General features: G+C 55.3%; 8 protein-coding genes. 7 read left to right on the top strand and 1 reads right to left on the bottom strand.

Features of this window, described 5'->3' with window-relative positions; translation table 11 throughout:
- Positions 1-6: 6 nt before the first annotated feature.
- The 6 genes from bcsB (at position 7) to F3J30_RS21050 (ending at position 12,263) form a co-directional block, all read left to right on the top strand.
- Positions 7-2,382 carry a cellulose biosynthesis cyclic di-GMP-binding regulatory protein BcsB gene (gene bcsB / locus F3J30_RS21075; protein WP_166718468.1) on the top strand — a complete coding sequence of 792 codons (2,376 nt, stop codon included), beginning with the start codon at positions 7-9 and terminating at the stop codon, positions 2,380-2,382.
- A 6-nt stretch (positions 2,383-2,388) separates the two neighbouring features.
- Positions 2,389-3,495 (top strand): cellulose synthase complex periplasmic endoglucanase BcsZ, encoded by a 1,107-nt coding sequence (gene bcsZ / locus F3J30_RS21070; RefSeq protein WP_166718485.1) that lies wholly within the window; start codon positions 2,389-2,391, stop codon positions 3,493-3,495.
- Positions 3,477-6,974, top strand: a complete 3,498-nt coding sequence (gene bcsC / locus F3J30_RS21065) for a cellulose synthase complex outer membrane protein BcsC (protein ID WP_166718467.1) — start codon at positions 3,477-3,479, stop codon at positions 6,972-6,974. Before bcsZ ends, bcsC begins: the two co-directional genes overlap by 19 nt.
- Before the next feature lie 119 nt (positions 6,975-7,093).
- A complete protein-coding gene (gene hmsP, locus F3J30_RS21060) occupies positions 7,094-9,100 on the top strand; it encodes a biofilm formation regulator HmsP (protein WP_166718466.1) in 2,007 nt (668 codons plus the stop codon).
- A 159-nt stretch (positions 9,101-9,259) separates the two neighbouring features.
- A complete protein-coding gene (locus F3J30_RS21055) occupies positions 9,260-10,546 on the top strand; it encodes a dicarboxylate/amino acid:cation symporter (protein WP_014072218.1) in 1,287 nt (428 codons plus the stop codon).
- A gap of 226 nt (positions 10,547-10,772) precedes the next feature.
- Positions 10,773-12,263 (top strand): pitrilysin family protein, encoded by a 1,491-nt coding sequence (locus F3J30_RS21050; protein ID WP_166718465.1) that lies wholly within the window; start codon positions 10,773-10,775, stop codon positions 12,261-12,263.
- A gap of 442 nt (positions 12,264-12,705) precedes the next feature.
- Here F3J30_RS21050 and F3J30_RS21045 read toward each other — a convergent pair whose 3' ends face one another.
- Positions 12,706-13,635: a sugar kinase gene (locus F3J30_RS21045; RefSeq protein WP_166718464.1), complete on the bottom strand. Its 930-nt coding sequence runs from the start codon at positions 13,633-13,635 to the stop codon at positions 12,706-12,708.
- A 231-nt stretch (positions 13,636-13,866) separates the two neighbouring features.
- Here F3J30_RS21045 and pdeH point away from each other — a divergent pair, with 231 nt between their 5' ends.
- Positions 13,867-14,640, top strand: coding sequence for a cyclic-guanylate-specific phosphodiesterase (pdeH, locus tag F3J30_RS21040; protein WP_014072215.1), 774 nt, complete (start codon positions 13,867-13,869; stop codon positions 14,638-14,640).
- The last annotated feature ends 40 nt before the right edge of the window (positions 14,641-14,680 follow it).

Genomic DNA, 14,680 nt, shown 5'->3' with positions numbered 1-14,680 from the left:
AACGCGATGAAAACAAAACTTTCCTGGTTATGTGCAGTGGCAATGGGGATGAGTGCACTTCCCCCTATGATGGCGAATGCAGCCCCTGAAACGACGGCTGCGCCTGTGGTGCAGGAAACCGATCCGACCGTCACCGCGACCGATACCGCTGAGCCCGATCAACCGGCTGACGGAGTGGCTCAACCTATCGGCAGCGTCTTGCCTGGCGTGCGTGGTGCAAACTCGCCTGTCGTGGCGGATAATGCTCCGTCCAGGGACGTGAAGCTGACCTTTGCCCAGATTGCCCCACCTCCGGGCAGCATGGTTCTGCGTGGCATTAACCCGAACGGCGGCGTTGAGTTTGGAATGCGCAGCGATGAAGTGGTGTCGAAGGCGATGCTGAACCTGGAATACACGCCGTCACCCTCTCTGCTGCCGGTTCAGTCCCAGCTTAAGGTCTATCTCAACGACGAGTTGATGGACGTGCTGCCGGTCACCAAAGAACAGCTCGGCAAAAAGACGCTGGCACAGGTGCCTATCAACCCGCTGTTTATCACCGATTTCAACCGCGTGCGTCTGGAGTTTGTCGGGCACTATCGCGATGTGTGCGAAAACCCGGCCAGCAGCACGCTGTGGATGGATGTCGGGCGTAACACATCGCTGCAAATGACCTATCAGTCGCTGGCGCTGAAAAACGATCTCTCGGCTTTCCCGGTACCATTCTTTGATCCGCGCGATAATCGCCAGCTCACGCTGCCGGTGGTCTTTGCGGCTTCTCCGGATGTGAATCAGCAGCTGGCTGCGACGATTGTCGCTTCATGGTTTGGTTCACGTTCGGCCTGGCGCGGCCAGAGCTTCCCGGTGATGTACGATAAGCTGCCGGACCGCAATGCCATAGTGTTTGCAACCAATGACAAACGTCCGTCGTTCCTGCGTGACCACCCGGACGTGAAAGCCCCGACGGTTGAAATCATGAGTCACCCGGATAACCCTTATGTGAAGCTGCTGGTGGTGTTCGGGCGTGATGACAAAGACCTGCTCCAGGCAGCGAAAGGCATTGCCCAGGGTAACGTCTTGTTCCGTGGCAACAGCGTGACTGTCGACAACGTGAAACCTCTGCTGGCGCGTAAACCTTACGATGCGCCGAACTGGGTGCGTACCGACCGCGCAATTACCTTTGGTGAGCTGAAAACCTATGAAGAACAGCTTCAGTCGACCGGGCTTGAACCATCGCCAATCAGCCTTTCACTGAACCTGCCGCCTGATCTGTATCTGATGCGAACCAACGGGATTGATATCAACCTGAAATACCGTTACACCGCGCCGGCAACCAAAGACAGCTCGCGCATGGATATCAGCCTGAACAACCAGTTCCTGCAATCCTTTAGCCTGACCAGTACTCAGGACACCAACCAACTGATGCTTCGTCTGCCGGTGCTGCAAGGGTTGCTGGATGGTAAAACGGATGTCTCTATCCCTGCGCTGAAACTGGGTGCGGTCAACCAGCTGCGCTTTAACTTCCAGTACATGAACCCAATGCCGGGTGGTTCGGTGGATAACTGTATCACCTTCCAGCCGGTGCAGAACCATGTGGTCATTGGTGATGAGTCGACTATCGACTTCTCCCGCTATTATCACTTCCTGGCGATGCCGGATCTGCGCGCATTTGCAAATGCCAGCTTCCCGTTCAGCCGTATGGCGGATCTCTCTGAGTCCATCGTTGTGATGCCAAAAGCGCCAACCGAAGGTCAGGTGACAACCCTGCTGGATACCATGGCTACGGTGGGCGCACAGACAGGCTTACCGGCGATTAATGTGACGCTGACGGATGACGGCAGCCAGATCCAGAACAAAGACGCCGACATCATGGTGATTGGCTCCATCCCGGATAAGCTGAAGGATGATAAGCGTATTGATTTGCTGGTGAAGGCCACCCAGTCCTGGGTGAACACACCACTGCGTCAGACCGAGTTCCCAAGTATTATGCCGGATTCCAACGATCGTCAGGCCAGCGTTCAGACCGAAGTATCGTCTGCTGGCCCAATGGCGGCCATCGTCGGCTTCCAGTCTCCGTTTAACGATCAGCGTAGTGTCGTCGCACTGCTGGCCGATAGCCCGCGCGGCTATGAGCTGCTCAACAACGCGATGAATGACAGCGGTAAACGTGCCGCTATGTTTGGCTCTGTTGCCGTGATCCGTGAGTCTGGGGTCGATAGCCTGCGCGTGGGTGATGTGTACTACGTCGGCCATCTGCCGTGGTTCGAACGCCTGTGGTATGCGCTGTCTAACCACCCGGTTCTGCTCGCAATCCTGGCGGCAGTGAGTGTCGTACTGCTGGCGTGGGTGCTGTGGCGTCTGCTGCGTATCATCAGCCGTCGTCGCCTTAACCCGGATCATGAGTAAGAAGTGATGAAAGCCTTTCGCTGGTGTGCGTTAGCAGCGTTGATGCTGGCGGCGACGGATCTTCGCGCCGCCTGCACCTGGCCTGCCTGGGAGCAGTTTAAAAAGGATTACATTAGCGAGAGCGGGCGTGTCATTGACCCCAGTGACACGCGCAAAATTACCACCTCAGAAGGGCAAAGCTACGCCTTGTTCTTTGCCCTCGCGGCGAATGACCGCAAAGCGTTTGACCAGTTGCTGACGTGGACGCGCGATAACCTCGCCGGAGGGGATTTAGCCGATCGTCTGCCCGCCTGGCTGTGGGGTCAGAAAGACAAAAACACCTGGGCGGTTATCGATTCCAACTCCGCGTCGGATGCCGACATCTGGATTGCCTGGTCACTGCTTGAAGCCGGTCGGTTATGGAAAGAACCGGACTACACCCGCGCGGGGAAGGCGCTGCTCAAACGTATTGCCCGCGAGGAAGTGGTGAAAGTACCGGGCCTTGGCTCGATGCTGCTGCCGGGCAAAATCGGCTTTGCAGAAGAGAATGCCTGGCGCTTCAACCCCAGCTACCTTCCTCCTCAGCTTGCGAGCTATTTCACCCGCTTTGGCGTGCCCTGGAAAACGCTTCGCGAGACTAATCAGCGCCTGTTGCTGGAGACGGCACCGAAAGGTTTTTCCCCGGACTGGGTGCAATACCAGAAAAACAAAGGCTGGCAGCTGAAGCAGGATAAAGCCCTGGTCGGCAGCTATGACGCCATTCGGGTTTATCTCTGGGTGGGGATGATGAACGACAAAGACCCCCAAAAAGCCAGACTGCTGGCGCGTTTCCAGCCGATGGCCGCGGTGACAACGAAACAGGGTTTACCGCCGGAGAAAGTGGATGTGGCGAGCGGGAAACGAACGGGTCACGGCCCGGTAGGATTTTCGGCTTCTCTGCTGCCCTTTTTACCATCCCGTGACGCGCAAGCCGTTCAGCGTCAGCGAGTCGCTGATCACTTTCCAGATAACAACGCTTATTACAGCTACGTACTGACTCTCTTTGGACAAGGATGGGATCAGCATCGTTTTCGCTTCACCGAAAAAGGTGAATTAATACCGGATTGGGGCCAGGAATGCGCAAGTTCACATTAAATCTACTCAGTTTATCGCTTGGCCTGGCACTGATGCCGATGGCGCAGGCTGCCAACTCCCCTCAGCAGAAACAGCTGCTGGAGCAGGTTCGTCTGGGCGAATCAACGCAGCGTGAGGATTTGGTTCGCCAGTCGCTCTATCGTCTTGAGCTTATCGATCCCAACAACCCGGATGTCATTGCGGCACGTTTCCGTTATTTGCTGCGCCAGGGCGATACCGCCGGTGCGCAAAAAGAGCTGGATCGCCTGAAGGGGATTGCCCCGGGTTCGTCTGCGTATCAGTCTTCCCGGAATACCATGCTGCTTTCAACGCCTGATGGCCGTCAGGCTTTGCAGCAGGCGCGTTTGTTAGCCACAACTGGCCACACTCAGGAAGCGATTGTGGCTTACGACAAACTCTTTGCCGGAAATCCACCGACTGGCGATTTAGCAACGGAGTACTGGAATGTCGTCGCCAAAGATCCTGCCCGACGTACCAGCGCGATTAATCAGTTGAAGAAAATCAACGCCAACAATCCTGGCAATGTGCAGTTGCAGGCCACGCTGGCGCAGCTGATGTTCCAGAATGGACGCCGTGATGAAGGGTTCGCGGTATTGCAGGATATGGCCAAAACCAATAATGGCCGCGATCAGGCGTCTGACATGTGGTATCAGCAGATTAAAGACCAGCCTGCCAGCAGCGCCAGCGTGAGCGCGCTGCAAAAATATCTGACGGTCTTCAGCAGTGGCGATAGCGTAACAGCGGCGCGTTCACAGCTTGAAGCACAGCAAAAACAGCTCGCCGACCCGGCGTTCCGTGCTAAAGCCGAAGGATTAGCGGCGGTGGATGCCGGGCAGGGCGGTAAAGCGGTCACGGAACTGCAAAAAGCGGTGAGCGCTAACCATGCCGACAGCGAAGCCGTGGGCGCGCTGGGCCAGGCGTATTCGCAAAAAGGCGATCGTGCCCGTGCGGTGGCGCAGTTTGAAAAAGCCATTGCCCTTGATCCGCAGAGTGATAACCGGGGCAAATGGGATAGCCTGTTGAAAGTTAACCGCTACTGGCTGCTGATCCAGCAGGGTGATACCGCACTTAAAGCGAACAACACCGCGCAGGCGGAACGCTATTACCAGCAGGCGCGAAATATCGATAACACCGACAGCTATGCGGTGCTCGGCTTAGGGGATGCGGCGGCAGCGCGCAAAGATAATGACGCGGCAGAGCGTTACTATCGCCAGGCGCTGCGGATGGACAGCGGCAACAGCAACGCCGTGCGCGGGCTGGCCAATATCTATCGGGCTCAGTCACCGGAAAAAGCCTCGCAGTTTATCCAGTCCCTTTCCGCCAGCCAGCGCCGCAGCATTGATGATATTGAACGTAGCCTGACGAACGAACAGTTATCCCAACAGGCCGAACAGCTGGAAAACGAGGGTAAATATGCCCAGGCGGCGGAAATTCAGCGTCGTCGTCTGGTGCTTTCGCCGGGCGATGTATGGATAACCTATCGTCTTTCCCGCGATCTCTACAGCGCGGGTCAGCGCAGCCAGGCCGACACGTTGATGCGCCAGCTGGCGAGCCAAAAACCGACCGATCCCGATCAGGTATACGCCAGCGGGCTTTACCTTTCCGGTAACGACCAGGACAGAGCCGCTCTGGCGCACCTGAACACCCTGCCGCGCAGCCAGTGGAATGGCAATATCCAGGAGCTGGCTGACCGTCTGCAAAGCAATCAGGTACTGGAAACAGCAAACCGCCTGCGTGACAGCGGTAAAGAGCAAGAGGCTGAAAACCTGCTCCGCCAGCAACCGTCTTCAACGCGTATCGATTTAACTCTGGCAGACTGGGCGCAGCAGCGTGGCGACCGCACAGGGGCGAAAGCTGCGTATAACACCGTGTTGCAGCGCGAACCGCAAAACGAAGACGCCATCCTTGGGTTGACGGAAGTTTATATCGCGGAAGGGAATAAAGACGCCGCGCGTGCCGAACTGGCAAAACTCCCTGATGCAAAAACCGGACAACCGCAGTCGCTGAACATGCAGCGGCGCGTTGCGATGGCGCAGGCCGGGCTTGGTGATAACGCCGCGGCGGAACAAACTTTTAACAAGCTGATCCCTCAGGCGAAATCGCAGCCTGCGTCGATGGAAAATGCGCTGGTATTGCGTGACGCCTCGCGTTTTCAGGCGCAAAACGGCCAGCCTCAGCAGGCGCTGGACACCTATAAAGATGCGATGGTGTCTTCTGGCATCACCACCACGCGTCCGACGGATAACGACACCTTTACCCGCCTGACGCGTAACGATGAGAACGACGACTGGCTGAAGCGCGGTGTACGTAGCGACGCTGGCGATTTATACCGTCAGCAGGACGTTAACGTCACGCTGCAACACGACTACTGGGGCTCGAGCGGCACGGGCGGGTATTCCGACCTGAAAGCTCACACCACCATGTTGCAGGCGGACGCACCGCTGGCAGATGGCCGTATGTTCTTCCGCAGCGATCTGGTCAATATGGATGCCGGGACATTTGCCACCAAAGACGGGAAGTACGATCCGAAATGGGGCACCTGTGCTGCAACGCCTTGTCATGGCAACACCAACCAGTCTGCGAACGGCGCGAGCGTTGCCGTGGGCTGGCAGAATAAAACCTGGGCGATGGACATCGGTACAACGCCGATGGGCTTTGATGTGGTGGATGTGGTTGGTGGCCTGAGCTACAGCAACGATCTGGGGCCGATTGGTTATACCGTGAATGCTCACCGTCGCCCGATTTCCAGCTCGCTTCTGGCGTTTGCCGGGCAGCATGATTCCAACACTGACACCACATGGGGCGGCGTGCGTGCCACCGGTGGCGGCGTGAGCCTGAGCTATGACAAAGGTGAAGCGAACGGCGTCTGGTCAAGCCTGAGCGCCGATACCCTGACAGGGAAAAATGTGGAAGATAACTGGCGCGTCCGCTGGATGACCGGTTACTACTACAAGCTCATTAACAAAAATAATGAGCGCCTGACGGTTGGCGTGTCCAACATGCTGTGGCATTACGACAAGGATCTGAGTGGGTATACGCTGGGACAGGGTGGCTACTACAGCCCGCAGGAGTATGTCTCCTTTGCCTTGCCGGTGACCTGGCGTAAACGCACTGAAAACTGGTCCTGGGAACTGGGCGGCTCAGTCTCCTGGTCGCATTCCAAAACCAAAGACGGGATGCGTTATCCGCTACAGGGTCTGATTCCTGATAATGAAGTCGATGCTGATGGCAACGACATGTATACCGATAAACATGAGCCTGAGACTGGCAGCAGCTCGTCGGGGACCGGTTATACCGCAAGGGCTATTATTGAGCGCCGCGTGACGTCCAACTGGTTTGTTGGCCTCGGCGTAGATATTCAGCAAGCGAAAGATTATACCCCGAGCCATGCGCTGATCTACGTTCGTTATTCTGCGGCGGGCTGGCAAGGAGACATGGATCTGCCACCGCAGCCGCTTATTCCGTACGCGGACTGGTAATCAGATTTACCTTAATCGAATTGTAAGTCTCTCTAATAAACGCAGCAATCGGGTATACTCAGGCGCACCAGGTTAACGCCCTGGTGCGCCTTGCGCTTTGAGTTTTGTGGAGAGTCATTTTGCGTGTCAGCCGTTCTTTAACTATCAAACAGATGGCGATGGTTTCTGCCGTTACGATGCTGTTTGTTTTCATTTTCTGCGTCATTTTGCTGTTTCATTCCGTACAGCAGAATCGCTATAACACGGCTTCACAACTTGAAAGTATTGCCCGCTCGGTACGTGGGCCACTTTCTGCCTCTATCCTGAAAGGGGATATTCCTGAGGCGGAAACGATCTTAAAACGCATCCAGCCCGCCGGGATTGTCAGCCGCGCGGATGTAGTTCTGCCTAACCAGTTTCAGGCGCTGCGGATGAGCTTTATCCCTGAACGTCCGGTTCCGGTCATGATCATGCGGTTGTTTGAGCTGCCGGTACAAATATCCCTGCCTGTCTATTCCCTTGAGCGCCCGGCGAACCCACAGCCGTTAGCCTATCTGGTGCTTCAGGCCGACTCATACCGTCTGTATAAATTTGTGATGAGTTGGGTTATTACGTTAGTAACCACTTACTTACTTTTAACGCTGATCCTCAGCGTGGCCCTGACCTGGTGTATTAATCGGTTGATTGTGCACCCTGTGCGCCGCATCGCCCGCGAGCTGAATAACCTCTCGCCGCAGGAACAGGTGGGACATCAGCTGGAAGTTCCGCATCTGCACCATGACGATGAAATCGGGATGCTGGTGCGCAGTTATAACCTCAACCAGCAGCGTATTTCACGCCAGCAGGACGATTTGAACAGCAGCGCGACCCGTTTTCCGGTTTCAGAGCTTCCCAACAAAGCCTTTTTGATGGCCATGCTGGAGCAGACCGTGGCGCGTCAGCAGACGACTGCGCTGATGGTTGTCGCCTGTGAAACCTTGCAGGACACGGCGGGTGTTCTCAAAGAGAGCCAGCGCGAAGTGCTGCTGCTGACGCTGGTGGAAAAGGTGAAATCTGTCCTGGCTCCGCGCATGGTGCTGACCCAGGTCAGCGGATATGACCTGGTGATCATTGCCCATGGCGTGAAAGAGCCGTGGCACGCGATTACATTAGGTCAGCAAGTACTCACTGTCATTAATGAGCGGTTGCCTATTCAGGGTATCCAGCTACGTCCCAGCGCAAGTATTGGGATCGCCATGTTCTACGGCGACCTGACAGCAGAGCAATTGTATCGTCGCGCGTTTTCTGCCGCCTTCACTGCCCGTCGTAAAGGGAAAAACCAGATCCAGTTCTTCGACCCGGAGCAGATGGAAAAGGCGCAGCAGCGTCTGACTGAAGAGAGCGACATTCTGACCGCGCTGGATAACCGCCAGTTTGCCATCTGGCTCCAGCCGCAGGTGAACTTGCTGACGGGCGAAGTCAAAAGCGCAGAAGCGTTACTGCGGGTGCAGCAGCCTGATGGCTCGTGGGAACTACCAGAAGGGTTGATTGAGCGTATTGAATCCTGTGGCCTGATGGTCACCGTGGGTTACTGGGTGCTTGAAGAGGCCTGCCGCCAGCTTGCGGCCTGGCAGGAGCGGGGTGTCACGTTGCCGCTGTCGGTGAATTTGTCTGCCCTACAGCTGATGCATCCGACCATGGTTTCGGAGATGCTGGAGCTTATCCACCGCTATCGGATAAAACCTGACACGCTGATCCTGGAAGTGACGGAAAGCCGTCGCATCGACGACCCTAACGAAGCGGTCACCATTTTGAAACCACTGCGTAATGCCGGGATCCGCATCGCGCTGGACGATTTTGGCATGGGGTATGCCGGGCTGCGTCAGCTCCATCACATGAAAACCCTGCCGGTGGATGTGCTGAAAATCGACAAAACCTTCGTGGATGGGCTGCCGGATGACAACAGCATGGTGCAGGCCATTATCCAGATGGCACGTAGCCTCAACCTGCACGTGATTGCTGAAGGCATTGAAACTGAAGCGCAGCGCGACTGGCTGGCAGCCGCTGGCGTCGAGAGCGGACAGGGCTTCCTGTTTGCCCGCGCAGTCCCTTCGGATGTGTTCGAGCACCGCTATCTGACGAATGAAGGCAATAATGCAAAAGAGTAAGTTTGTTGCTGGCTTGCGCGAGTCAGCTCAAATTTCTTAACATTTGTGTTTCAAAGTTGATGTAAGTTTATTTCTGTCATGTTTTACGGGTGTTATTTTAAAGCCGCAGGTTAACCAAAACCTTACAAAGCCTGTGGTTTTTCTTTCCAAGGACACCCTATGAAAACCTCACTCTTCAAAAGCCTCTACTTTCAGGTCCTGACAGCCATCGCAATCGGTATTCTGCTTGGTCACTTCTATCCTGAATTAGGCGCGCAAATGAAACCGCTTGGCGATGCGTTCGTTAAGCTCATCAAAATGATCATCGCCCCGATTATCTTCTGTACGGTGGTGACCGGCATCGCTGGCATGGAAAGCATGAAGGCTGTCGGTCGTACCGGAGCGGTCGCGCTATTGTATTTCGAAGTGGTCAGTACTATCGCACTGATCATTGGCCTGATTATCGTTAACGTGGTGCAGCCGGGCGCGGGGATGAACGTTGATCCCTCGACGCTGGATGCCAAAGCCGTCGCGGTGTATGCCGAGCAGGCAAAAGACCAGGGCGTTGTGGCCTTCCTGCTGGATGTTATTCCGGGTAGCGTCATCGGCGCCTTCGCCAGCGGCAACATTTTGCAGGTTCTGCTGTTTGCGGTGCTGTTTGGTTTTGCGCTGCACCGTCTTGGCAGTAAAGGTCAGCTGATCTTCAACGTTATTGAGAGCTTCTCGCAGGTCATCTTCGGCATCATCAACATGATCATGCGTCTGGCTCCGATTGGCGCATTCGGGGCGATGGCCTTCACCATCGGGAAATACGGCGTAGGCACGCTGGTGCAGCTGGGCCAGCTGATTGTCTGCTTCTACATCACCTGTATTCTGTTCGTGGTGGTGGTTCTGGGGTCGATTGCCCGTGCGGCAGGCTTCAACATCTTCAAGTTCATCCGCTATATCCGTGAAGAGCTGCTGATTGTGCTGGGCACGTCATCTTCAGAGTCTGCGCTGCCGCGTATGCTCGATAAGATGGAGAAACTGGGCTGCCGTAAGTCGGTGGTGGGGCTGGTTATTCCGACGGGTTACTCTTTTAACCTCGATGGCACCTCGATATACCTGACGATGGCCGCGGTGTTTATTGCACAGGCGACCAACAGCCATATGGACATTTTCCATCAGATAACCCTGTTGGTGGTGTTACTGCTCTCTTCGAAAGGTGCTGCGGGCGTAACGGGCAGTGGATTTATCGTTCTGGCGGCGACCATTTCTGCGGTAGGACATCTGCCGGTGGCGGGTCTGGCGTTGATTCTCGGTATCGACCGCTTCATGTCTGAAGCCCGTGCGTTAACCAACCTGGTGGGTAACGGTGTGGCAACGGTTGTGGTGGCGAAATGGGTGAAAGAGCTGGATCACAAAAAGCTCGATGACACGCTGAATAACCGCAACCCTGACAGCAAAACTCAGGGTATATCCTCCTAATATCGTCACAAATGCCCGCTATCCCTTGTCGGGATGCGGGCTCCTGCGCATAATAACTGTTCATACCTGTCATAATTCGACAAGATTTTTTTAAGGTATATTTCACTTCCGTCCGTGACGTTTTGCATAACACGCGGTCTAATCGGAGTGTTTTCATCGTCATCTTTTGGAGTGCTCCACGTCACGAGACACTCTTTTTAACCAGGAATGTTGATCAGGGGTTCACATGCAGGGCACAAAAATTCGACTCTTAACCGGCGGTTTGCTGATGATGGCAGCAGCCAGTTATGTGCAGGCAGATGCGCTCCAGCCAGACCCGGCCTGGCAACAAGGGACTCTGGCGAACGGTTTTCAGTGGCAAGTTTTAGCCACGCCTCAGCGCCCGAGTGACCGTATTGAAATCCGTCTGTCTGTGAATACAGGCTCTCTGACAGAAAGCACCCAGCAGACCGGTTTAAGCCACTTTATTCCCCGACTGGCGCTCACCCAGAGCGGCAGTTTGCAGGCAGTTCAGGTGCGTTCTCTCTGGCAACAGGCCATTGATCCGAAACGCCCACTTCCTCCGGCCGTTGTCTCTTATGACTACACCATGTTTAACCTGAGCCTGCCGAACAACCGTAACGATCTCCTGAAAGAAGCCCTGACCTATCTGTCTGATGCTACAGGTAAGCTGTCCATCACCCCAGAAACCGTGAATTATGCGCTGAGCAACAGCGACATGGTCGCGACCTGGCCTACAGATACGAAAGAGGGCTGGTGGCGTTATCGCCTGAAAGGCTCCACGCTGCTGGGGCATGACCCGGCAGAGCCGCTGAAACAGCCTGTCGATACGGAACAGGTCAAATCCTTCTACCAGAAATGGTACACCCCGGATGCAATGACCCTGATTGTGGTGGGTAATGTGGATAGCCGTGCGGTGGTTGAACAAATCAACAAAGCCTTTGGCGATCTGAAAGGCAAGCGTGAAACGCCAGCCCCGGTTCCTACGCTTTCACCGCTGCGTGCAGAGCCGGTCAGCATTATGACGGACACGGTGCGTCAGGATAAGCTCTCTATGATGTGGGACACCGCCTGGCAGCCTATTCGTGAATCCGCTGCGCTGCTGCGCTACTGGCGCGCGGATCTCGCTCGTGAAGCGCTGTTCTGGCACGTTCAGCAGACGCTGAGCAAAAATAACATGAAGGACATTGGTCTGGGCTTTGACTGCCGTGTGCTGTTCCAGCGCGCCCAGTGCGCCATCAATGTGGAATCACCGACTGACAAGCTGAATGCGAATCTGGGTCTGGTGGCGAAAGAGCTGGCGAAAGTACGCAAAGAGGGGCTGTCAGAAGAGGAATTTAATGCGCTGGTGGCGCAGAAAAAACTCGAACTGCAAAAACTGTTCGCGACCTATGCCCGTGCTGATACCGATATCCTGATTAGCCAGCGTATTCGCTCGCTGCAAAACCAGGTTGTTGATATTGCGCCAGAACAGTATCAGAAACTGCGTCAGGACTTCCTGAGCGGTCTGACGGTCGATATGTTGAATCAGGATTTGCGTCAGCAGCTGTCGCAGGATATGGCGTTGATTCTGTTGCAGCCGAAGGGCGAGCCGGAATATGACATGAAAGAACTTCAGTCGACCTGGGATTCCATCATGGCCACTGCACCGCAGGCTGCGCAGACGACGGCAGACGATTTGCACCCAGACGCAACGGACATTCCGCAGGGGCAGTAATGTTTGTCTTTATTCAGCGATGACATTACGCCATTGAAATAAAAGACTACTAGCGGCTCCATGGTCCGGCTGAAAATCGCCGAAGCGTTTCCTGTAGGCCGGGGCGAGGCGCATGGATGCGCCGAGAGGGCGCGACTTGCATGGACGCTGCATCGCGCCCGACCCGAAAGCCGGAAGGAAAAAGCTGAGGGTACCGCGAAGCGGCGATTTTCTTAGCCGGGAGCCCGGGTCGCCAGGGTAGCGGCGGTGAGCTACCCTGGCACGTTCACGTATAATGTGGTGACAGAGTAGCAAGGAACATAAAGTGAACGGAGTAGCCACCACAGCCGTATGTTCCCCCTCACCCCAACCCTCTCCCCAACAAGGAGAGGGAGCCGACCGTGCGCGTATTTTTTGTGGGAATCCCTCAACCCACTGGGCGAGTGCATCAACCCCACCTGATTTACGCAGGCATTGCCTCACGCGGAATAATCGCCCCGCGATACTGAATCACCGTACTGGCGGTCAGGTGTCCGCGCTGCGCCGCCGCTTCTGGCGTACCGCCCGTCAGACGTACCGCCAGATAACCCGCACTGAATGAATCACCCGCAGCGGTGGTATCAATCACTTTCTCTTTGGCTAACTTCACTGCCGGGACTTCCACAACGGCTTCACCCGCAATGGCCACCAGGCAAGAATCTGCGCCGCGCTTAATCACGACTTCACTCACGCCAGCCGCCTGAGTACGGGCGATAACCTCATCGACCGGTTTCTCGCCCCACAGGGCATCTTCGTCATCCAGCGTTAAGAACGCGATGTCGGTGCATTGCAGCATCTGCTGATAAACCTGCTGCGTCTCTTCGCGGCTGGCCCACAGACGAGGGCGGTAGTTGTTATCGAAGATGACTTTGCCGCCGTTGGCGCGGCATTCGCGCAGCAATGACAGCAGCTTATCGCGGCTGGACGGGCTTAAAATCGCCAGGCTAATCCCGCTCAGATAGAGATAATCAAAGGTAGCCAGCTCTTCACAGATGGCGGCAGCGGCGTCGCTTTCCAGCCAGAACTTGGCCGCGGCTTCGTTACGCCAGTAGTAGAACGTGCGCTCGCCGGTGCTGTCGGTTTCAATGTAATACAGACCCGGCAGGCGGTTTTCCATCTGCTGAATCAGGGTAGTTTGTACATTTTCGCTCTGCCAGGACTCCAGCATCTGCTGGCTGAAGCTGTCCGTACCCAATGCGGTAACGTAGTTCACGGCGAGTGCGTCGGGAGCAACCTGACGGGCAATGTAAACCGATGTGTTCAATGTATCGCCACCAAAACCGCGGCTAACTTCCGCGCCTTTTTGTGACAGCTCAATCATGCATTCGCCAATCACGGCAATTTTTTTAGACATAGTCGTGAACCTGAACAGATAAATTAGAAGCAGTGTGCGCTGTGTGGATTATGTGGTCAACTATATTAAAACGACGTTCCAATATTTTTTTTGAGCCAGCGCGTGTTCCTGGTAATTTCTGTCATCTTAATTTCATTTTCCCCGCGAACTGGACATAAAGTTCTCAATTGTCCCGCCGATAACCCTTTGACGAGTCCAGAAAGGTCTTCCCCATAAAACAGGACATCTGAAATGAAGTCAGAGCAGGTTATCCAGCGGCTAAGCACCACGCCTGAGGCAAGTATTGAGAACTTGCAGGAGCATCGCTACTGGCTGCAATGTGAGCGCGCCTATACTTATCAACCAATCTACCGTACTGACGGCCGGTTGATGGCTATTGAGGTTTTAACGGTCGTTACGCACCCGTCGAACCCTACGCAGCGTATCCCGCCGGATCGCTATTTTGCTGAAGTGGCCGTTCGTCAGCGTATCGATGTGCTGGAAGAGCAGCTGAAAATGCTGTCCACGAAACATGAGTTTTTCACTCAGCACAACATTCTTGCATCGGTGAATGTGGATGGCCCGACCCTGATAGCATTGCGCCAGAACGCAAAGTTGCAGGAGCTGATCGCCACGCTGCCGTGGATGCGCTTCGAGCTGGTGGAGCACGTTAGCCTGCCGCAGGATTCGTCATTTGCCACCATGTGTGAGTTTGGCCCGCTGTGGCTGGATGACTTTGGCACCGGTATGGCGAACTTCTCCGCGCTCAGTGAAGTGCGCTATGACTACATCAAAGTGGCCCGCGACCTGTTTATCATGCTGCGCCAGACGCCGGAAGGCCGGAATCTGTTCACGTTGCTCCTGCAACTGATGAACCGTTACTGCCAGGGTGTCATTGTTGAAGGTGTTGAAACGCTGGAAGAGTGGCGTGATGTGCAAAACTCACCTGCGGCAGCCGCGCAAGGTTATTTCCTCTCTCGTCCTGTCCCGATGGACACCCTGAGTAACGTCGTTATTACGTTGTAAAGTAATCTGTTTCCCATAATAGTGCGTCGCACTTACGCAT

This window comes from Enterobacter sp. Tr-810 (assembly GCF_011752765.1).
Lineage (GTDB): Bacteria > Pseudomonadota > Gammaproteobacteria > Enterobacterales > Enterobacteriaceae > Enterobacter > Enterobacter soli.
This window is presented reverse-complemented; position numbering and strand designations above follow the sequence as displayed.

What these genes read in the sequence shown, in the direction of transcription:
- F3J30_RS21055 (WP_014072218.1), top strand. Translation starts at nt 9,260, where the DNA reads ATGAAAACCTCACTCTTCAAAAGCCTCTACTTTCAGGTCCTGACAGCC.
- bcsB (WP_166718468.1), top strand. Translation starts at nt 7, where the DNA reads ATGAAAACAAAACTTTCCTGGTTATGTGCAGTGGCAATGGGGATGAGT.
- F3J30_RS21045 (WP_166718464.1), bottom strand. Translation starts at nt 13,635, where the DNA reads ATGTCTAAAAAAATTGCCGTGATTGGCGAATGCATGATTGAGCTGTCA.
- bcsC (WP_166718467.1), top strand. Translation starts at nt 3,477, where the DNA reads ATGCGCAAGTTCACATTAAATCTACTCAGTTTATCGCTTGGCCTGGCA.
- F3J30_RS21050 (WP_166718465.1), top strand. Translation starts at nt 10,773, where the DNA reads ATGCAGGGCACAAAAATTCGACTCTTAACCGGCGGTTTGCTGATGATG.
- bcsZ (WP_166718485.1), top strand. Translation starts at nt 2,389, where the DNA reads ATGAAAGCCTTTCGCTGGTGTGCGTTAGCAGCGTTGATGCTGGCGGCG.
- pdeH (WP_014072215.1), top strand. Translation starts at nt 13,867, where the DNA reads ATGAAGTCAGAGCAGGTTATCCAGCGGCTAAGCACCACGCCTGAGGCA.